Origin of the sequence: Salmonella sp. SAL04157 (genome assembly GCF_046551635.1) — a bacterium.
GTDB classification, from domain to species: domain Bacteria; phylum Pseudomonadota; class Gammaproteobacteria; order Enterobacterales; family Enterobacteriaceae; genus Salmonella; species Salmonella enterica.
The window spans coordinates 63,425-82,297 of record NZ_JBGDVS010000012.1 but is presented as its reverse complement, the minus strand read 5'-3'; the positions used below and the strand labels follow the sequence as shown (position 1 = coordinate 82,297).

Sequence of the window (18,873 nt, the reverse complement as noted above, 5' to 3'; positions counted from 1 at the left end):
GAATTCAGGAGGAAGCAACCATGACCGTACTGCATAGCGTGGATTTTTTTCCATCAGGTAAAGCGCCCGTGGCGATTGAACCCCGTCTGCCGCAAGCCGCTTTCCCTGAACATCATCATGATTTTCATGAAATCGTGATTGTGGAACACGGTACGGGCATTCATGTATTCAACGGGCAGCCGTATACCATCAGCGGCGGTACCGTGTGTTTTGTTCGCGATCACGACCGGCATTTATATGAACATACCGACAACCTATGCCTGACGAATGTACTGTGGCGTTCGCCGGACGCTTTCCAATTCCTGGCGGGGCTGGATCAATTGCTGCCGCAGGAGCAGGATGGTTACTATCCTTCGCACTGGCGGGTGAATCAGAGTGTGTTGCAGCAGGTGCGCCAGTTGGTCGGTCTGATGGAGCGCGCCGGAGACAGCATGGATGCGCCTGCCGTGGCGAATCGCGAAATTTTGTTTATGCAACTACTGGTGTTGTTGCGCCGCAGTAGCCTGATGGAAGGCGCAACCAATAACGACGCCAAACTCAACCAACTGATGGCATGGCTGGAAGAACATTTTGCGGAGGAGGTCTGCTGGGAGGCGGTAGCTGAACAGTTTTCGCTGTCGCTACGCACGCTGCATCGTCAGCTTAAACAGCATACCGGGCTGACGCCGCAACGTTACCTTAATCGCCTGCGTTTGATCAAAGCCCGGCATTTATTACGCCATAGCGATCATAGCGTGACAGAAATCGCGTACCGCTGCGGTTTTGGCGACAGTAACCACTTTTCGACTCTGTTTCGCCGAGAATTTAACTGGTCGCCGCGGGATATCCGTCAGGGACGCGATGCGATAATCCAGTAACGCGAACGCTATCAACGTTTTCGTCGCCAATATGCTGATAATTATACCCTTTAATACCGGATGGCGGCTGCGCCTTACCTGGCCTACGGCGGCGAGCGGTAGACAGAATAAGCGTAGCGCCATCCGGCAAGCATTCAACATGAGGTGCTGCGGTGGCAAATCAGTTAATCCTTTTGAAAAAAGATTTTTTTACTGATGAGCAGCAGGCCGTTACGGTTGCCGATCGCTATCCACAGGATGTTTTTGCGGAACATACGCATGAGTTTTGTGAACTGGTGATGGTCTGGCGGGGCAATGGCCTACACGTTCTTAATGAGCGCCCATACAGAATTACCCGCGGCGATCTGTTTTACATTCGTGCTGAAGACAAACACTCCTATACCTCCGTTAACGATCTGGTGCTGCAAAATATCATTTACTGCCCGGAGCGTTTGAAACTCAATGTAAACTGGCAGGCGATGATTCCCGGCTTTCAGGGAGCGCAGTGGTATCCTCACTGGCGGCTGGGCAGTATGGGAATGAATCAGGCGCGGCAGGTCATTAACCAGCTTGAACATGAGAGTAATGGGCGCGATCCGCTGGCGAATGAGATGGCGGAATTGCTGTTTGGTCAACTGGTGATGACGTTAAAACGGCATCGCTACGCGACCGACGATCTTCCGGCAACCTCCAGAGAAACCCTGTTGGATAAATTAATTACCGCTTTGGCTAATAGCCTTGAGCGTCCCTTTGCGCTGGATGCGTTTTGCCAGCAGGAACAATGCAGCGAACGGGTGCTGCGGCAGCAGTTTCGCGCCCAAACCGGGATGACGATTAATCAATATTTACGCCAGGTCCGTATTTGCCACGCGCAGTATCTGCTTCAGCATAGCCCGCTGATGATTAGCGAGATTTCGATGCAGTGCGGTTTTGAAGATAGTAATTATTTTTCAGTGGTGTTCACGCGGGAAACCGGGATGACGCCGAGCCAATGGCGTCATCTCAGTAATCAAAGCGATTAACTGGCCATGCCTAAACCGACAATATTCGCCGCGATAATAATTACCACGCAGCCGAGGCTTAATACGGCAACGGGACGGCGGCCAGCATTTTTCCACTCTTTTAGCACCAGACCGACAAGCCCCCCGCACAGCACATAGAAGCTCATGTGCAGCATCCAGCTCATGTAGTCATATTGCGCGGGAATGCGCGCGTGACCCCAGGCATAAAAAAAGAACTGTAAATACCACATCAGACCGCCAAGCGCGGACAGCAGAATATTGCTGATAATCAACGGTCTTGCCAGCGAGAAGTCGGCTTTTATCGACAGATTTTGCACTTTTGCCAGGCGGATAAAACAGAAACCGAGGTTCACCAGCGCGCCGCCGCCCATAATCACCACGTAACTCGGCAGCGCGACATAGAGCGGGTCAACGCCAAGCGCGGCAGCAGCTTCATGCATCGGTTTCGCGGCGTTCATGGCAAAAGACATCCCCGCCGAGAAAATACCGCACATCACTGCCAGCAGAAGCCCTTTCTTCAGATTGAACTCCTCCGCTTTAATGCCCATTTTGCGTTCTTTTAACTGTCCGGCGCGCGTCACAATCCCGACGCCGATCAGCGCGACAAAAACGCCAAGTAGCGTCATGCGTCCCCCTTCGGTATAGACTAACACATCGAAGTTACCGTTGATGATAGGCGTCATCAGCGTGCCGACGATAAGCGTAATGCCGATAGCGATGCCGATACCCATCGACATCCCGAGATAACGCATGGTCAGACCGTAGTTAATATTGCCGATGCCCCACATGGCGCCGAACAGAAAAACCGGTAAAAGGGTGGAGAGGTTAAACTGTCCATAATAGGCCCAGAAATCAGGCAGTAACAGAGCGCTAATTGTCCACGGCAGAATAAGCCAGGAGACGATGCCGCCCACTGACCACATGGTTTCCCATGACCACTGTTTCACTTGCTTGAACGGAGCATAGAAGCAGGCTGCACTGGCCGCCCCTATCAAATGCCAGAAAATACCCATCGTAATCGCGTTACTCATGACATGTTCCTCATTATTTTTTATGGACGGGATACCCCTTCCGTTTGCATGAGTTTAAAAATTACGCCGCCTGGTAACCTTATAACGATTGCCGCCGTTGGGTGTATTCTGGCAATCAGCACGTTAATGAAGTGATTAACTTCACGTTTTAAAAAAGTCGGAGCGCATCATGACCGTCTGGATGTTATTTAAATCAGTGGGTAATATTGGTTTTCTAAAATACCTTCATCATAACGACACGAAACGACTTAGCTGGCAACAATGCAAAGAAAACACTGCGTGAGATCACGTAATGGGAATAGTCTGACTTACCGTTTGATAAAAGGGTAGTTATACAGTAATTATTTAGTTGTTTTATTTGTATTTACAATTTAAATATATTGAAATTAACGTTAGGAATCAATGAAATATAAATATAGGGAAATCCCTATATTGGCTTTGTTGATGGTGTTTTGATTTTTATGTTATATGGCGAATATAAATTTCATTTATTTTATTTTGCTTTTTGAACATTATCCCAATTTTAAATTAAAGATCTTTGCCTATATTGTCGCCATTCACATTGCGTATTATGGTTGTAACGGCCTGACATAAAACAACGTTTTAATTTTAAATTAAATGGATTCTGTTATGAGAAAATCTCTTTTCTTACTATTACCTCTTGTTGTAACAAATGCGCATGCAGTATATGTCGATGTTCGTCATGAATATCTTGATGATAGTAAAGCTAACTATGACCGTGCGTATATTTCTCATCGGTTTGCGAATGGTGTTGGTTTTGCGATAGAAGCTATCTCAAAATCAGGCGGGGATGACACCAATAAAGCGTTTAATGACCTGGAAACACAGGGCAACGAATATACGATAAGCTACCAATTTAAAACCGGTGATGTCGCCTGGCAACCGGGTTTTGTGCTGGAAACCGGCAATGGTTACTCTACCTATAAGCCTTACTTCCGCGCGACGTGGACATTAAATGAAAGCTGGTGGGTTGGTGCGCGCTATCGTTTTGAATATGTACGCCGTTCTTCTGATATCCGTGATGATGATACCATCAATCGTATGGATGTCTGGGCGGGTTATAAATGGAACAACTTTGACTGGACAATCGAAGGAATTTATAAGAAAGCTGATAAATATGATCTTTACGATGGCGGCAAAGATAACTATGAATATAACTTCAGAACTGCCTATATTATTGATCAATGGTCGCCATTCGTTGAGGTAGGTAATGTTTCCGTCAATAGCAACAGCGATGAAAGACAAACCCGTTTCCGCGTGGGTATAGGCTACACATTCTAATCATTATTCCTGTTTATTATTTATTCCCTTTTCCGGCTACTTTATAGGTAGCCGGTTTTTTTTACCTGGTGATGACCTGCGGATAATTATTATCGTGCGTTGGCCGGATAAGACGCGAATCGCCATCCGGCAACGAGATGTGCAGGAAACTATGCGCTTACATGATGCCCAGTAGACGGGGTAAGAACAGTGTGATTTCCGGAATGTAGGTAATTAATAACAGAACGCCGATAATCGCGCCGTAAAAAGGCAGCAACGGTTTAATCACTTCCTCAACTTTGACCTTACCGACGCTCGCCCCGACATATAAACCACTGCCAACTGGCGGCGTAATAGTGCCAATCGCCAGGTTATAGATCATGATAATGCCGAAATGCACCGGATCGACGCCCAGTTTAGCCATGATCGGCAGCAGAATCGGGGTAAAAATCAGAATGGCCGGACCGATATCCATAAATGCGCCGATAATCAACAAAAAGACGGTAATGACTAACAGGATAACCAGTTTATTGGCGGAAATACCGAGGATCATATCGCTCAGCGCCGCAGGAATATTGGTGATCGACATCGAGAAGGACATCGCCGAAGAGGTTGCCAGCAGGAACATGATGACCCCGGTCATTACCACTGTCTGGAGCAAAATCGAAGGCAAATCCTTAATTTTCAGCGTGCGGTAAAACACCATCGTCAGCAATAACGTATACACCACGGCAATCGCGGAGGCTTCAATGGCGGTGAAAATCCCCTGCACAATGCCGCCGACAATAATCACGATCAGCAGCAGGCTGGGAATGGCCTCAACGGCAACTTTTAGCGCCATGCCTTTTTGGACGGTGAAGAAAACCCGATAATTTCGACGCTTAGCGACCACCAGCGTGACCAGCATACAGCCAACGCCCCACAGCACTCCCGCGACCAGACCGCCAGCGAACAGAGCGGCAATCGATGTTCCCCCGCTTGCCAGCGCATAAAGGATAAAAGCCGTGGTGGGTGGAATTAACATTCCCGTCGGCGCGGAGGCGATATTCACCGCGGCCGCAAAGCCGCGATCGTAACCTTCGCGCGCGCTCATCGGCACCATCACGCCGCCGATAGAGGTTGAGGCGGCAATTGCCGATCCGGAAATTGCACCGAACATCATATTGCCGACGATGTTGGTGTAAGAGAGCGAGCCGGGCAGTTTGCCAGTAAACAGTTTGGCAAAATTGACCAGTCGGGCGGCAATTCCCCCGCTATTCATGATCACCCCGGACAAAACGAAGAACGGCACGGCCAGCAAGGCAAAACTGTCCAGGCTGGAGAACATTTTTTGCGCGGTGGCGAACATCGAAATATCGAAAGGCAGTACCAGCATCATGGTGCTGAAAGAGGCGATGACGATGCAGATCCCGATAGGCGCGCCCATGGCCAGTAAAACAACAAAGACGGCAATTAGCGTACAGGACGCAAAAATAGGGTCAATCATGTGATTTCTCCAGAGTGTGCTCAGTGGTATCCGTGGCGGAATGGATAGCTTTCAGGGCGTCAACGATATTCAGCAGCCCATAGAGGATGATCAGTACGCCCGCGCAGGGGAGCGCGTAATAAATTTTCCCCATCGGAATGCCCAGCGCAGGGGAGATTTGCAGCATAGAAATCGCAGAAATCTTTAAGCCGCCGATAATCAATACCCAAATGGAAAACGCGATAAAAATGACCTGCAGAATAATATCCCACCAGCCGCGAATCGTCGGCGACACCTTATCCAGTAAGAGAGTCAGGCTGATATGCTGTTTCTGACCGGCGACAAAAGCCATGCCCAGCATTGATACCCACACCAGGAGAAATCGCAGCATCTCTTCGGTAAGGGTGCTGGGAACGCCCAGAATGTAGCGGCTCACCACCTGCCAGCAGGCGATGCCAACCATTATCGCCAGCACCAGGCAACAGATAGCGCCCAGCAATAAATCAAGTCCTTTTCTGAATGTGTTCATCTTAATTTCCTGATTAGATTAATTTTTTGCTGTCTGGATACGTTGATACAGCCCGTAAAGCCGCGGCTTGTTTTTCAGACCGTCGTAAATAGGCTGTACTGCCTTCTGGAAGGGCTTTTTGTCGATCTCGTAGAATTCAACGTTGAAATCTTTTACCGCCGCCAGCCTGGTTTTCTCTATTTCCTTGTCCCATGCGGCTTTCTCAAATTCGATCGACGCCTTGATGGCGGCTTCGACGATGCGCTGCTGTTCCGGCGTCAGCTTTTCCAGCGTGAGGGTACTCATTAACAGGATATCGGGAATGCGGGTGTGCATATCGTAGGTGTAATAACGGGCGACTTCACCGTGGCGGGCGATGGTGAGAGCGAACTCATTGTTTTCCGCGCCGTCGAGTATGCCTTGTTGTAACGAGGTATAGACCTCCGCCTGGCTCATGGCGATAGGCGAAGCGCCCAGCAGTTTGAGAGTTTGGATCGCCGTCTCACTCTGCATGACGCGGATCTTCTTCCCGCGTAAATCCTCAATGCGTTTAACCGGCGCTTTGCTCATATAAAAATTACGCGCGCCGGAATCATACCAGCCTACGCCGACAAACCCCTGCGCGGCGGTGGACTGATAGACAGGCTCCATCACCTGTGGGTTATCCATTACGCGGTAGTATTCCTCGACGTTGGCAAACAGGTAGGGAAGTGAGAACACGCCGTACTCAGGCGAAAAACTCTCCATCAGCCCGGACGACACTTTAGTGATGTCGACGACGCCGACCTGCGTCAACTCCACCAGTTCGCGTTCGCCGCCAAGCTGTCCGTCCGGGAAGTACTGTACTTTGATATCGCCGCCCGTTTTCTCTTCAACTTGCTGCCCCAGGAAGTGCAACGCATCTTTTACCGGCTGGCTATTTTCAGCGTAGGCCAGGCGCAAAATGGTTTCGCCGTGGGAGAAGAAAGAGAGTGTGGAGAGTAAGGCCAACGTAGCCAGACGTATAAAACCAGGTTGCTTCATAATTCCCTCGCAATTGTAATAATTTACCGGGAATGTAATTGCATGGTGAAATTATAACATTCTTGATTTTGCCACCGATGACAAAATTTGGCACCAAAAGAAAGATTTTGAAACCCTGTTTCACATTTCATGATTTCCAGGAATTCATCAACAGACGGTTTCGGTTGGAGGCGTAAAAAACGGTTTTTTTCAGCGGATGCCGTAACGTTTATAACCATGGAAAAAGTACGGCATTGATAATCATTTTCAATATCATTTAATTAACTATAATGAACCAACTGCTTACGCGGCGTTAACACTGTGCCGCTCGACAATAATGGAGATGATTATGAGTTATACACTGCCATCCCTGCCGTACGCTTATGATGCACTGGAACCGCACTTCGATAAGCAGACGATGGAGATTCACCACACCAAACACCATCAAACCTATGTCAACAACGCTAACGCGGCGCTGGAAAACCTGCCTGAGTTTGCTGACCTGCCGGTTGAAGAACTGATTACTAAACTGGACCAGGTGCCAGCGGACAAAAAAACCGTGCTGCGTAACAACGCCGGCGGCCACGCTAACCACAGCCTGTTCTGGAAAGGGCTGAAAAAAGGCACCACTCTGCAGGGCGACCTGAAAGCGGCTATCGAGCGTGACTTCGGTTCCGTTGACAACTTCAAAGCTGAATTCGAAAAAGCAGCAGCAACCCGTTTCGGCTCCGGCTGGGCGTGGCTGGTGCTGAAAGGCGACAAACTGGCTGTGGTTTCTACCGCAAACCAGGATTCCCCGCTGATGGGTGAAGCCATTTCCGGCGCTTCCGGCTTCCCGATCCTGGGTCTGGACGTGTGGGAACACGCTTACTACCTGAAATTCCAGAACCGCCGCCCGGACTACATCAAAGAGTTCTGGAACGTGGTGAACTGGGACGAAGCAGCAGCGCGTTTCGCCGCTAAAAAATAATTTGCATTGCACGTCTGTAGAAGCGAGTCTGATGACTCGCTTTTTTTGTATCCGCGTAAGGAGCAGCAGATGCATTATCCGGTTGACGTGTTTATTGGCAAAATTCGTGACTATGACGGCAGCCGCCCGAGCGCTATCGCCAAGGTGCAAATCGACGGCGAACTTATGCTGACCGAGCTGGGTCTGGCAGGCGATCAGCAGGCCGAAAAGAAAATCCATGGCGGCCCCGACCGCGCGCTATGCCATTACCCCCGCGAACACTATGCTGATTGGATTCGCCAGTTCCCCGAGCAGGCGACGCTGTTTTGCGCCCCGGCGTTTGGCGAGAATCTGTCGACGGACGGAATGACCGAATACAACGTGTTTATTGGCGACATCTACCGCTGGGGCGAGGCGTTGATCCAGGTCACTCAGCCGCGCTCTCCATGCTTTAAACTTAATTTCCACTTTGCCATCAGCGACATGGCCCTCCTTATGCAGAACAGCGGAAAAACCGGCTGGCTGTATCGGGTCATTGCGCCAGGTAAAGTCTCCAGCGATGCGCCGCTGGAACTGGCGTCGCGTCTGAGCGATGTCTCGGTTCATGAAGCGGGTGTTATCGCCTGGTCTATGCCGTTTGATGACGAACAATATCATCGGCTGCTGAGCGCCGCCGGGCTGTCGGCGAGCTGGAGCCGCACCATGCAGAAGCGTCGTTTGAGCGGCAAAATTGAAGATAGCGCCAGACGGCTGTGGGGTGATAAAACTCCGCCAAAATGAAAGGAAGGGTTATGACTGAAGCTGAAAATGCGGTGGCGATCGTAAAAGAATTTTTGGTGGCCTCGATGATTCCTGATGCTGAACGCGCCGCAACGTATATGCACCCGGAGGTGAAAATTACCTTCACCGGAGGCCGGGCGATGGCGGGCGCGGCAGATATCGCGCAGTTTAACGGCGCTCGCTACAAGTGGGTGAAGAAGGCGCTGGGCGAGTTTGATGCGGTGCAGCATGATGATTACGTTGTGATTTATTCCAACGGTACGTTGTATGGCGAATGGCCCGACGGTCGCCCGTTTGCCGATAACCGCTTTATCGACCGCTTCGAAGTGCGCGATGGCAAAATTACCCGGATGGACGTGTGGAATGACAGCGCCGAGTGGATTTTAGCGCCAGACATTTCCCGGTAAATCTCGACGGCGAGATAAAAAATCGGCCTGCATTCGTAGGCCGATGGTTTTTAGGTTCGCTTGTACAGCGGTAGCCACAGCGTGAGCCGCAACCCACCCAGCGGGCTATCGTCAGCCTTAACCCAGCCGCGGTGCTGCTGCATGGCGCTTTCGACAATCGCCAGACCCAGGCCAGTACCACCGGATTCACGGTCGCGCGCCTCATCAGTGCGATAGAACGGACGGAAGATCTGCTCGCGGTCTTCAGGGCTGACGCCCGGCCCGTCGTCATCGACCGTGATCGTAATACCGTCTTTATCCACCGAGAAGCCGACTTCAATCTTCGTATGTGAATAGCGCAGCGCATTACGAACAATATTTTCCAGCGCGCTTTCCAGCGCGTTTGGGTTGCCATAGAGCGGCCACGGCCCCGGCGGATAATTTACCGTTAACGACTTGCCCATCTGTTCGGCTTCAAAGGCGGCGTTATCCAGCACTTCGCCCCATAGCTGATTGGCTTTCATCGTTTCGCTGACCAGCGCGTTTTTCTGTTGGTTACGCGACATCACCAGCAGGTCATTGATCATGCTGTCCAGACGCTGCGCTTCGGTTTCAATACGCTCCAGCTCTTTGCTTTCGCCGCCACGACGACGCAGCAGCGCGGTACCCAGTTGCAGGCGCGTAAGGGGCGTTCGCAGCTCATGGGAGATGTCTGACAGCAAACGCTGCTGCGAGGTCATCATCCGTTCCAGCGCCGTCACCATCTGGTTAAAACTGGCGCCAGCGGCGAGGAACTCCTGCGGACCCGCCTCCAGTTCCGGATGCTGACGCAGGTTGCCTTGCGCCACTTCATCAGCCGCGTTTTTCAACTTACGCGCCGGTTTCGCCAGACTCCATGCCAGCCATAGCAAGAGCGGCGAACTGACCAGCATCGTGACAATGAGCAACAGAAGCGGGCGGTCAAACAGCAGATTAATAAAATCGGATTGCGAACTGCTGGCCGGTCGAATCAGGTAAAGCTGGTAATTATCCTCTCCGTCGCGAACGGAGAACGGCCCCACCATCTCTACGCGGCCATATTTTTTCTTCTGCGGATGATCGGCGTTATCCGCCTGACCAATGAAGTTACGAATGATCTGCATTTCGCTGCGTTCAGCGCCGATCACGCGTCCTTCAGAGGTCACCAGTAATAACCGCTGTCCAGGCGGCGCCCACTTATCGATCGCGCGGAACAGGCGACGCCACCACATCAGGTCGTTGGGTGGATCGTTCGCAAGTTCAGCTTCTACATGTTGCTCTATCATCAATCCCTGGCGCTGCTCGCTGTCCAGCAGCTCGGTCATCTGGCGTGAATCGAGCTTGGGCAACATCAGTACCAGCATTAGCACCAGCGCCAGCGTCAACCAGAAGATGGCGAAGATGCGCGCGGTTAAACTTCCTATCATGAAGCGGAAACCATCAGATAGCCGCGACCACGCAATGTTTTAAACCACGGGTGACCGTCTTTGCGTTCCGGCAGTTTGCGGCGCAGGTTAGAAATATGCATATCAATAGCGCGATCGAACGGCGTCAGGCGCTTGCCCAGCACTTCCTGACTTAAATGTTCACGGGAAACCACCTGGCCGAGGTGTTGCGCCAGCAAATAGAGCAGGGTGAACTCCGTACCGGTCAGCTCCAGCGTTTGGCCATCGAAACTGGCTTCCTGGCGGCCCGGATTAAGGCTTAGCGCATCGACTTCCAGCGTCGGCGAGCCGTTGTCGCTGCTCTGCTGCTGTTCGCTCCAGTGGGAACGGCGCAAAATAGCCCTGATGCGCGCTACCAGCTCGCGGTCGTTAAACGGTTTGGGCAAATAGTCGTCCGCGCCCAGCTCAAGGCCGAGAACGCGATCCAGCTCGCTGCCGCGCGCGGTCAGCATAATGACAGGCGTCTGGTGTGTCTGGCGAAGCGCTTTCAACGTATCGATACCGTTTTTCTTCGGCATCATGACGTCAAGCAAAAGTAAATCGATGCTGTCATCCAAAAGCTCAAGCGCCTGCTCGCCGTCGTGGGCCACCAGGACATTAAAACCTTCCATTTCGAGGAGCTCTTTTAACAGGGAAGTCAGCTCTCGGTCATCATCAACTAACAGGATTTTATTCATTGTTTACGTACCTCCGAGGCAGAAATTACGTCATCAGGCGTCGCTAATCCATGACTTTACGTTGTTTTACACCCCCTGACGCATGTTTGCAGCCCGAATCGTAAACTGTCTCTCGTTGAATCGCGACAGAAAAGATTTTGGGAGCAAGCGATGCGCAAAGTTACCGCTGCTGTTATGGCCTCAACGCTGGCATTCAGTTTTTTAAGCCACGCAGCTGAAGTTGTTACAAGCGATAACTGGCACCCCGGTGACGGGGCCACGCAGCGTAGCGCGCAAAATCATATGTTTGACGGCATAAGTTTAACCGAACATCAGCGTCAGCAGATGCGAGATCTTATGCAACAGGCAAGGCACGAACAGCCTCCTGTTAATGTTAGCGAAATGGAGACAATGCATCGGCTTGTCACCGCAGAAAAATTTGATGAAAGCGCTGTGCGCGCTCAGGCAGAAAAAATGGCGCAAGAGCAGGTCGCCCGCCAGGTCGAAATGGCCCGCGTGCGTAACCAGATGTATCGCCTGTTAACGCCGGAGCAGCAAGCGGTTTTGAATGAAAAGCATCAGCAACGAATGGAGCAACTGCGCGACGTGGCGCAATGGCAAAAAAGTTCATCGTTGAAATTATTGAGTAGTAGCAACTCACGTTCCCAGTAACAACCCTGTTTTCCTTGCCATAGACACCATCCCTGTCTTCCCCCACATGATGTGGGGGTTTTTTTTATCTCCAGTTTGTCATTCTGTTATTAGCTTACTGTTTTAAACCATCCGTTATACTACCGGCAGAAGATAGCGGGAGTATTTATGAATCAAACCTATGGACGGCTGGTTAGCCGGGCGGCTATCGCGGCAACAGCGATGGCATCAGCGTTACTTTTGATCAAAATTTTTGCGTGGTGGTATACGGGATCGGTGAGTATTCTGGCGGCGTTGGTGGACTCGCTGGTGGATATTGCCGCGTCATTGACGAATTTGTTGGTCGTGCGTTATTCGCTGCAACCCGCAGATGATGAACATACGTTTGGTCACGGTAAAGCGGAGTCGCTGGCGGCACTGGCGCAAAGTATGTTTATTTCCGGTTCGGCGTTGTTTCTGTTTTTGACCAGTATCCAGAATCTGATTAAGCCGACGCCAATGAACGACCCCGGCGTGGGGATTGGCGTTACCGTCATCGCTCTGATATGCACTATTATACTGGTCACGTTTCAGCGCTGGGTGGTACGCAAGACCCAAAGTCAGGCGGTACGGGCGGATATGCTTCATTATCAGTCTGATGTTATGATGAACGGAGCGATTCTTATCGCGCTTGGATTATCCTGGTACGGTTGGCATCGTGCGGATGCTCTGTTTGCGTTAGGTATCGGCATCTATATTTTGTATAGCGCGTTGCGTATGGGGTATGAGGCGGTGCAGTCATTATTGGATCGCGCGCTGCCCGATGCGGAACGACAGGAAATTATTGATATCGTGACGTCATGGCCGGGAGTCAGCGGCGCGCACGATCTCCGCACGCGGCAGTCAGGGCCGACCCGCTTTATTCAGATTCATTTGGAAATGGAAGATAATCTGCCGCTCGTTCAGGCGCATTTTGTGGCTGACCAGGTAGAGCAGGCGATTTTGCGGCGTTTTCCGGGTTCAGATGTCATTATTCATCAGGATCCCTGTTCAGTCGTCCCCAGGGAAGGCAGGAAGTTCGAGCTTGTATAATTGATTGTTAAAAAGTGAGCCAGGCCAGCATTTTGTGTATAAATTACCGCCATTTGGCCTGACCTGAATCAATTCAGCAGGAAGGGATTGTTATACTATCTGTATATTCGTTGGATCGTTTCGAAGTGCGAAATCGGCTTCCGGCAATAGATTTCATTTTGCATTCCAAAGTTCAGAGGTAGTCATGATTAAGAAAATCGGTGTGTTGACAAGCGGCGGTGATGCGCCGGGCATGAACGCGGCAATCCGCGGTGTTGTGCGCGCAGCGTTGACGGAAGGGCTGGAAGTCATGGGCATTTATGACGGCTATCTGGGCCTGTATGAAGATCGTATGGTTCAGCTTGACCGTTACAGCGTATCTGACATGATCAACCGTGGCGGTACTTTCCTCGGTTCCGCCCGTTTCCCGGAATTCCGTGACGAAAATATTCGCGCTGTCGCGATCGAAAACCTGAAAAAACGCGGTATCGATGCGCTGGTAGTTATTGGCGGCGATGGTTCTTATATGGGTGCAAAACGTCTGACTGAAATGGGCTTCCCGTGCATCGGTCTGCCAGGCACTATCGATAACGACATCAAAGGCACCGACTACACTATCGGCTACTTCACTGCTCTCGGCACTGTAGTGGAAGCGATTGACCGTCTGCGTGACACCTCCTCTTCTCACCAGCGTATCTCTATCGTTGAGGTGATGGGCCGTTATTGCGGCGACCTGACGTTGGCGGCGGCTATTGCTGGCGGCTGTGAGTTTATCGTGGTGCCGGAAGTTGAATTTAATCGCGAAGATCTGGTGGCGGAAATCAAAGCCGGGATCGCGAAAGGGAAAAAACACGCTATCGTCGCTATCACCGAACATATGTGTGATGTTGATGAACTGGCGCACTTTATTGAAAAAGAAACGGGCCGTGAAACGCGTGCGACGGTGCTCGGCCACATTCAGCGCGGTGGTTCCCCGGTACCTTACGATCGCATTCTGGCTTCCCGTATGGGCGCGTATGCTATTGACCTGCTGCTGGAAGGCCATGGCGGTCGTTGTGTTGGTATCCAGAACGAGCAGCTTGTTCATCATGACATCATCGATGCGATTGAAAACATGAAGCGTCCGTTCAAAAGCGACTGGATGGAGTGCGCGAAAAAACTGTACTGATTGTTTTTGCGCGCCTGATGGCGCTACGCTTATCAGGCCTACAGGTTGCAGAAACGTGTAGGCCGGATTAGGCGCTAGCCGCCATTCGGCAATCCCTCAGATTTATTCCTCGAAGTTATAGCCAATCTTTTTTTATTCTTTAATGTTTGGATCTCTTTCTGGCACGCTTTGCTCATCACAACACAACATAAGCGAGTCGGGCGATGAAAAAGTGGGGCGTGGGGTTCACATTATTGCTGGCGTCAACCAGCATTCTGGCAAAGGATATTCAGTTACTTAACGTATCGTACGATCCAACGCGTGAGCTGTACGAGCAGTACAACAAAGCGTTTAGCGCGCACTGGAAGCAGGAAACCGGCGACAACGTCGTGATCCGCCAATCGCACGGCGGTTCGGGTAAACAGGCGACTTCCGTTATTAACGGCATTGAAGCCGATGTCGTGACGCTGGCGCTGGCTTACGATGTGGACGCTATTGCTGAACGTGGTCGTATCGATAAAAACTGGATTAAGCGTCTGCCGGATAACTCAGCACCTTACACCTCCACCATCGTTTTCCTGGTCCGTAAAGGCAATCCAAAACAAATTCATGACTGGAACGATCTGATTAAACCCGGTGTGTCGGTGATTACGCCAAACCCGAAAAGCTCCGGCGGCGCACGCTGGAACTATCTGGCAGCATGGGGCTACGCCCTGCACCACAACAATAACGATCAGGCCAAAGCGCAGGACTTTGTCAAAGCCCTGTTTAAAAACGTTGAAGTGCTGGACTCCGGCGCGCGTGGCTCAACCAATACTTTCGTTGAACGCGGTATCGGTGATGTGCTGATCGCCTGGGAAAACGAAGCGCTACTGGCGACGAATGAACTGGGTAAAGATAAATTCGAGATAGTGACCCCGAGTGAATCTATTCTCGCAGAGCCGACCGTTTCCGTGGTCGACAAAGTGGTGGAAAAGAAAGACACCAAAGCGGTAGCGGAAGCGTATCTCAAGTATCTCTACTCGCCGGAAGGGCAGGAGATAGCAGCGAAAAACTTCTACCGTCCGCGCGATGCTGACGTGGTGAAAAAATACGACGATGCGTTTCCGAAGCTGAAGCTTTTCACCATTGACGAGGTGTTTGGCGGCTGGGCGAAGGCGCAAAAAGATCACTTCGCTAATGGTGGTACGTTCGACCAAATCAGCAAACGCTAAACCGTTTATAAACCCGGTAACGTATTATGTTACCGGGTTTTTTCTTTGCCACAATTTTGCGTTACTCTTCCCCGTCTATGGGTCACAGGGAACGCATAACATGAAAAAAACAGGTTACTTTTTACTGGCGGTGATAGTGATTGTTGCCGCGGCGGGCGTCGGTTACTGGAAATTTTCCGGCAATCCTGATGCATTACGGGAAATCGTGCTTGAACAATGCCTGCCCGATCAGTTACAGCATCAAAATCCAGCGCCTTGCGCGGAAGTCAAACCTCGCGCCGGCTATGTCGTCTTTAAAGATCGTCACGGTCCGTTGCAATATTTATTGATGCCCACCTACCGTATCAACGGTACAGAAAGCCCGCTATTGCTGGAACCCGCTACGCCCAACTTTTTCTGGCTGGCCTGGCAGGCTCGCGGCTATATGAGTAAAAAATACGGGCATGATATTCCGGATAGCGCAGTCTCGCTGGCGATTAATTCGCGGCTTGGTCGTTCACAGGACCATTTGCATATCCATATTTCTTGCATCCGTCCTGACGTTCGGGAACAACTGGATAACGATCTCACGCGCATCAGCACTCGCTGGCTTCCGCTACCGGGCAACCTGATGGGGCATGAATACCTGGCGCGCCGGGTAACCGAGAGCGAACTGGCGCAGCGTAGTCCGTTTATGATGTTGGCGGAAGAGGTGCCGGAAGCGCGCGATCATATGGGACGCTATGGGCTGGCGGTGGTACGCCAAAGCGATGGCTCTTTTGTCCTGCTGGCGACCGAGCGTAATTTACTGACCTTCAACCGCGCATCGGCGGAAGAGATTCAGGACCATAGTTGCGCCATTTTGTCTTCCCGCTGATTTTCGTTCCACCCCCTGCTCATTATCTTATTGATTCTTATCCCGGTTTAAAACTGGGGTAAGATCGTGTCTATAAAAATATGTGAAACCAATCAAAAGATATAAAGGTATACCTTTATATCTTTTTGTGGTTAGTTACACTCTCTTCATAGCCTCCATAGATTGTCTGGTGGATGGCTTATATAAAAACGTTTTTATTTCATGTAGTGACATCATTAATTGTTCACCAGATTTGCGCTGTTAAGCGTAAAGGAATATCAACATGAAACTTTCTATCGTGGAAAAAATCGGCTTCGGCGCGGGAGATATGGCGATAAACGTTGTGATTATCGCCATGCAGCTGCTCCTCGCCTATTTCTATACCGATATCTACGGCCTGAGCGCCGCTGATGTTGGCGTACTGTTTGTGGTTGTGCGGATGATTGATGCCATTATCGATCCGGCCATGGGGGTTCTGACCGATAAACTGAACACGCGCTGGGGGCGTTACCGCCCGTGGCTGCTGTGGTTTGCCATTCCTTTTGGCTTCGCCGTTTATTTGATGTTTATTACGCCTGATATGGCTTATATGGCCAAACTGGCATGGGCCTATGGCACCTATATTCTTATGACCCTGGTCTATACCGCGATCACCATTCCCTATATTTCGATGATTGGCGTGATTACCAGCGACCCCGTCGAACGGTTAAGCGCCAACGGTTATCGTTTTGTGATGACCAAGATTGCCGCTTTCCTGGTGACTATCGTCGTACCGATGCTTGCCGTCTGGCTGGGGCAGGGCAACAAGGCGCTGGGCTATCAGTTTTCGATGGGGCTGATGGGGGCGATGGGCGCCCTGCTGTTTATCTTCTGTTTTCTTACCACGCGTGAACGCAGCGAGCCGGAAATTACCTCGCTATCGGTGGGGAAACAGTTTAAATATCTGTTACGTAACGATCAGTGGATTATTCTCGGCGTTGTTATTCTGCTGCTGATGTGCGGTTATGTTATTCGCGGTTCCGTTGCCGCTTATTACGCTAAGTATTATCTGAACGGCGGAGATAGCCTGATTTCACCCTTCCTGACTACCGGCGTCATCGCTTCAATTTTAGCGATGATCGCCACCACCTGGATAACCAAGTTCTGGGACAAAATTAAGATGTTCCGCTACACCCAGATTATTACCTTTGTCCTGAGCGCGCTGATGTATTTCTCCGTCGGGCGTGAAAATCTTATCCTGGCCTTTGCGTTCTATTTTCTTATTAATTTCTTCTGCGATATGCAAATGCCGGTGTTCTGGTCCTCTATCGCCGAAGCGGTGGATTACGGAGAAAAGAAAACCGGTCTGCGCGTTTCCGGGTTGGCGTTTGGCGGCATCCTCTTCTTCCAGAAGTTTGGGATGGGGATCGCGGGCGGGATACTCGGATTCCTGCTGAGCCACTTTGGCTATCAGGCCGATGTTGAACAGAGCGCGCGTTCGCTCACCGGTATTGCGCTGATGATGACGCTCATTCCGGCGCTGTTCCACCTTGCGGTTGGGCTGCTTATGAAAAAGTATCTGATTAACAACGAATATTATCGTGATATTCAGCTTGCCCTGGCGCAGAAACAGGCATAAGGAGGCGCAAATGAAGGCCATGAATAAGGTTTGGGTTATCGGCGATGCTTCCGTTGATCTGGTGCCGGAAAAACAGAACAGCTATCTGAAATGCCCCGGCGGAGCGTCGGCGAACGTGGGGGTATGCGTTGCCAGGCTGGGCGGGGAGTGCGGTTTTATCGGTTGTCTTGGCGACGATGACGCCGGCCGCTTCCTGCGCCAGGTTTTCCAGGATAACGGCGTGGATGCCTCTTCGCTGCGGCTGGATGCGGACCTGACCAGCGCGGTGCTGATCGTCAACCTGACGGCTGATGGGGAGCGTAGTTTTACCTATCTGGTGCATCCTGGTGCCGATACCTACGTCTCGCCGCAGGACCTGCCGCCGTTCAGGCAGTACGAATGGTTTTACTTCAGCTCAATTGGCCTCACCGACAGTCCCGCTCGCGAGGCGTGCCTTGAGGGAGCGAGAAGAATGCGTGAAGCGGGTGGTTACGTACTGTTTGACGTCAACTTACGCAGCAAAATGTGGCGCAATACCGATGAAATCCCTGAGCTGATCGCCCGCTCCACCGCGCTGGCTTCTATCTGTAAAGTCTCGGCAGATGAGCTGTGCCAGCTCAGCGGCGCCAGCCACTGGCAGGATGCGCGTTATTACCTGCGCGATCTGGGCTGCGACACCACCATCATTTCGCTGGGGGCCGATGGCGCGCTGTTGATTACCGCCGAGGGGGAGCTCCATTTTCCCACACCGCGCGTCGATGTCGTCGATACCACGGGAGCCGGCGATGCTTTTGTCGGCGGCCTGCTGTTCACCCTTTCCCGCGCAAATTGCTGGAATCATACCCTGCTGGCGGAGGCCATCAGCAATGCCAATGCCTGCGGCGCCATGGCGGTAACGGCAAAGGGCGCAATGACCGCTTTACCGTTTCCCGACCAGCTAAACACTTTTCTGTCCAGCCATTCGCTGGCACAAGCCATGACCGTGAAATAAGGAGTCATC

General features: G+C 51.3%; 19 protein-coding genes. 13 read left to right on the top strand and 6 right to left on the bottom strand.

The window, feature by feature from the left end; translation table 11 throughout:
* Positions 1 to 20: 20 nt before the first annotated feature.
* The gene (rhaS, locus tag ACLJRE_RS20210; protein WP_000217116.1) at positions 21 to 857 is read left to right on the top strand and encodes an HTH-type transcriptional activator RhaS; all 837 of its coding nucleotides are present in this window, start codon (positions 21 to 23) and stop codon (positions 855 to 857) included.
* Between the two features lie 152 nt (positions 858 to 1,009).
* Entirely contained in the window at positions 1,010 to 1,858 is an 849-nt protein-coding gene (rhaR, locus tag ACLJRE_RS20205) for an HTH-type transcriptional activator RhaR (protein WP_000013296.1), read from the top strand.
* On the opposite strand, the gene rhaT is transcribed toward rhaR, so the two are convergent.
* Positions 1,855 to 2,889: an L-rhamnose/proton symporter RhaT gene (gene rhaT, locus ACLJRE_RS20200; protein WP_023212203.1), complete on the bottom strand. Its 1,035-nt coding sequence runs from the start codon at positions 2,887 to 2,889 to the stop codon at positions 1,855 to 1,857. The two genes, rhaR and rhaT, sit on opposite strands and share 4 nt — an antisense overlap.
* Before the next feature lie 618 nt (positions 2,890 to 3,507).
* Here rhaT and ACLJRE_RS20195 point away from each other — a divergent pair.
* On the top strand, positions 3,508 to 4,191 hold the full coding sequence (locus tag ACLJRE_RS20195) for an oligogalacturonate-specific porin KdgM family protein (protein ID WP_000378721.1): 684 nt from the start codon (positions 3,508 to 3,510) through the stop codon (positions 4,189 to 4,191).
* A 157-nt stretch (positions 4,192 to 4,348) separates the two neighbouring features.
* Here the strand turns inward: ACLJRE_RS20195 and ACLJRE_RS20190 are convergent, their stop codons facing one another.
* Genes ACLJRE_RS20190 through ACLJRE_RS20180 form a run of 3 tightly spaced genes read right to left on the bottom strand, consistent with a single transcriptional unit; the run spans position 4,349 to position 7,166 of the window.
* Positions 4,349 to 5,656, bottom strand: a complete 1,308-nt coding sequence (locus tag ACLJRE_RS20190) for a TRAP transporter large permease (protein WP_000566800.1) — start codon at positions 5,654 to 5,656, stop codon at positions 4,349 to 4,351.
* Positions 5,649 to 6,164, bottom strand: a complete 516-nt coding sequence (locus ACLJRE_RS20185) for a TRAP transporter small permease (RefSeq protein ID WP_001091413.1) — start codon at positions 6,162 to 6,164, stop codon at positions 5,649 to 5,651. Before ACLJRE_RS20185 ends, ACLJRE_RS20190 begins: the two co-directional genes overlap by 8 nt.
* A gap of 18 nt (positions 6,165 to 6,182) precedes the next feature.
* Entirely contained in the window at positions 6,183 to 7,166 is a 984-nt protein-coding gene (locus ACLJRE_RS20180; protein WP_001661631.1) for a TRAP transporter substrate-binding protein, read from the bottom strand.
* A 328-nt stretch (positions 7,167 to 7,494) separates the two neighbouring features.
* Here ACLJRE_RS20180 and sodA point away from each other — a divergent pair, with 328 nt between their 5' ends.
* The 3 genes from sodA to ACLJRE_RS20165 all read left to right on the top strand — a co-directional run bounded on the left by sodA (position 7,495) and on the right by ACLJRE_RS20165 (position 9,281).
* Positions 7,495 to 8,115, top strand: coding sequence for a superoxide dismutase [Mn] (sodA, locus tag ACLJRE_RS20175; RefSeq protein ID WP_000122632.1), 621 nt, complete (start codon positions 7,495 to 7,497; stop codon positions 8,113 to 8,115).
* 69 nt (positions 8,116 to 8,184) lie between these two features.
* A complete protein-coding gene (gene yiiM, locus ACLJRE_RS20170) occupies positions 8,185 to 8,874 on the top strand; it encodes a 6-hydroxyaminopurine reductase (RefSeq protein WP_000559227.1) in 690 nt (229 codons plus the stop codon).
* A gap of 11 nt (positions 8,875 to 8,885) precedes the next feature.
* Positions 8,886 to 9,281 (top strand): nuclear transport factor 2 family protein, encoded by a 396-nt coding sequence (locus ACLJRE_RS20165; RefSeq protein ID WP_000133441.1) that lies wholly within the window; start codon positions 8,886 to 8,888, stop codon positions 9,279 to 9,281.
* Between the two features lie 50 nt (positions 9,282 to 9,331).
* Here ACLJRE_RS20165 and cpxA read toward each other — a convergent pair whose 3' ends face one another.
* Positions 9,332 to 10,705, bottom strand: a complete 1,374-nt coding sequence (gene cpxA, locus ACLJRE_RS20160) for an envelope stress sensor histidine kinase CpxA (protein ID WP_000580402.1) — start codon at positions 10,703 to 10,705, stop codon at positions 9,332 to 9,334.
* Positions 10,702 to 11,400, bottom strand: a complete 699-nt coding sequence (gene cpxR, locus ACLJRE_RS20155; RefSeq protein WP_001033731.1) for an envelope stress response regulator transcription factor CpxR — start codon at positions 11,398 to 11,400, stop codon at positions 10,702 to 10,704. Before cpxR ends, cpxA begins: the two co-directional genes overlap by 4 nt.
* A 150-nt stretch (positions 11,401 to 11,550) precedes the next feature.
* Here cpxR and cpxP point away from each other — a divergent pair, with 150 nt between their 5' ends.
* The 7 genes from cpxP (at position 11,551) to ACLJRE_RS20120 (ending at position 18,864) form a co-directional block, all read left to right on the top strand.
* Positions 11,551 to 12,051 (top strand): cell-envelope stress modulator CpxP, encoded by a 501-nt coding sequence (gene cpxP / locus ACLJRE_RS20150; RefSeq protein WP_001233463.1) that lies wholly within the window; start codon positions 11,551 to 11,553, stop codon positions 12,049 to 12,051.
* Between the two features lie 147 nt (positions 12,052 to 12,198).
* On the top strand, positions 12,199 to 13,101 hold the full coding sequence (gene fieF, locus ACLJRE_RS20145) for a CDF family cation-efflux transporter FieF (protein ID WP_001077321.1): 903 nt from the start codon (positions 12,199 to 12,201) through the stop codon (positions 13,099 to 13,101).
* A 184-nt stretch (positions 13,102 to 13,285) separates the two neighbouring features.
* The gene (gene pfkA / locus ACLJRE_RS20140) at positions 13,286 to 14,248 is read left to right on the top strand and encodes a 6-phosphofructokinase (RefSeq protein WP_000591793.1); all 963 of its coding nucleotides are present in this window, start codon (positions 13,286 to 13,288) and stop codon (positions 14,246 to 14,248) included.
* Positions 14,249 to 14,451: 203 nt separating this feature from the next.
* On the top strand, positions 14,452 to 15,441 hold the full coding sequence (locus ACLJRE_RS20135) for a sulfate ABC transporter substrate-binding protein (RefSeq protein ID WP_000758713.1): 990 nt from the start codon (positions 14,452 to 14,454) through the stop codon (positions 15,439 to 15,441).
* Positions 15,442 to 15,541: 100 nt separating this feature from the next.
* A complete protein-coding gene (locus ACLJRE_RS20130; RefSeq protein ID WP_023212202.1) occupies positions 15,542 to 16,297 on the top strand; it encodes a CDP-diacylglycerol diphosphatase in 756 nt (251 codons plus the stop codon).
* Between the two features lie 262 nt (positions 16,298 to 16,559).
* Complete coding sequence (locus tag ACLJRE_RS20125) at positions 16,560 to 17,894, top strand: MFS transporter (RefSeq protein ID WP_023212201.1); 1,335 nt, start codon at positions 16,560 to 16,562, stop codon at positions 17,892 to 17,894.
* A 10-nt stretch (positions 17,895 to 17,904) separates the two neighbouring features.
* Positions 17,905 to 18,864: an aminoimidazole riboside kinase gene (locus ACLJRE_RS20120; RefSeq protein WP_023212200.1), complete on the top strand. Its 960-nt coding sequence runs from the start codon at positions 17,905 to 17,907 to the stop codon at positions 18,862 to 18,864.
* Positions 18,865 to 18,873: the final 9 nt, after the last annotated feature.

Coding starts and splice junctions, on each gene's coding strand:
- cpxA (WP_000580402.1), bottom strand. CDS start 10,705: ATGATAGGAAGTTTAACCGCGCGCATCTTCGCCATCTTCTGGTTGACG.
- rhaS (WP_000217116.1), top strand. CDS start 21: ATGACCGTACTGCATAGCGTGGATTTTTTTCCATCAGGTAAAGCGCCC.
- ACLJRE_RS20190 (WP_000566800.1), bottom strand. CDS start 5,656: ATGATTGACCCTATTTTTGCGTCCTGTACGCTAATTGCCGTCTTTGTT.
- ACLJRE_RS20125 (WP_023212201.1), top strand. CDS start 16,560: ATGAAACTTTCTATCGTGGAAAAAATCGGCTTCGGCGCGGGAGATATG.
- fieF (WP_001077321.1), top strand. CDS start 12,199: ATGAATCAAACCTATGGACGGCTGGTTAGCCGGGCGGCTATCGCGGCA.
- ACLJRE_RS20195 (WP_000378721.1), top strand. CDS start 3,508: ATGGATTCTGTTATGAGAAAATCTCTTTTCTTACTATTACCTCTTGTT.
- ACLJRE_RS20120 (WP_023212200.1), top strand. CDS start 17,905: ATGAAGGCCATGAATAAGGTTTGGGTTATCGGCGATGCTTCCGTTGAT.
- cpxR (WP_001033731.1), bottom strand. CDS start 11,400: ATGAATAAAATCCTGTTAGTTGATGATGACCGAGAGCTGACTTCCCTG.
- ACLJRE_RS20180 (WP_001661631.1), bottom strand. CDS start 7,166: ATGAAGCAACCTGGTTTTATACGTCTGGCTACGTTGGCCTTACTCTCC.
- pfkA (WP_000591793.1), top strand. CDS start 13,286: ATGATTAAGAAAATCGGTGTGTTGACAAGCGGCGGTGATGCGCCGGGC.
- sodA (WP_000122632.1), top strand. CDS start 7,495: ATGAGTTATACACTGCCATCCCTGCCGTACGCTTATGATGCACTGGAA.
- ACLJRE_RS20185 (WP_001091413.1), bottom strand. CDS start 6,164: ATGAACACATTCAGAAAAGGACTTGATTTATTGCTGGGCGCTATCTGT.
- cpxP (WP_001233463.1), top strand. CDS start 11,551: ATGCGCAAAGTTACCGCTGCTGTTATGGCCTCAACGCTGGCATTCAGT.
- ACLJRE_RS20135 (WP_000758713.1), top strand. CDS start 14,452: ATGAAAAAGTGGGGCGTGGGGTTCACATTATTGCTGGCGTCAACCAGC.
- yiiM (WP_000559227.1), top strand. CDS start 8,185: ATGCATTATCCGGTTGACGTGTTTATTGGCAAAATTCGTGACTATGAC.
- ACLJRE_RS20165 (WP_000133441.1), top strand. CDS start 8,886: ATGACTGAAGCTGAAAATGCGGTGGCGATCGTAAAAGAATTTTTGGTG.
- rhaT (WP_023212203.1), bottom strand. CDS start 2,889: ATGAGTAACGCGATTACGATGGGTATTTTCTGGCATTTGATAGGGGCG.
- ACLJRE_RS20130 (WP_023212202.1), top strand. CDS start 15,542: ATGAAAAAAACAGGTTACTTTTTACTGGCGGTGATAGTGATTGTTGCC.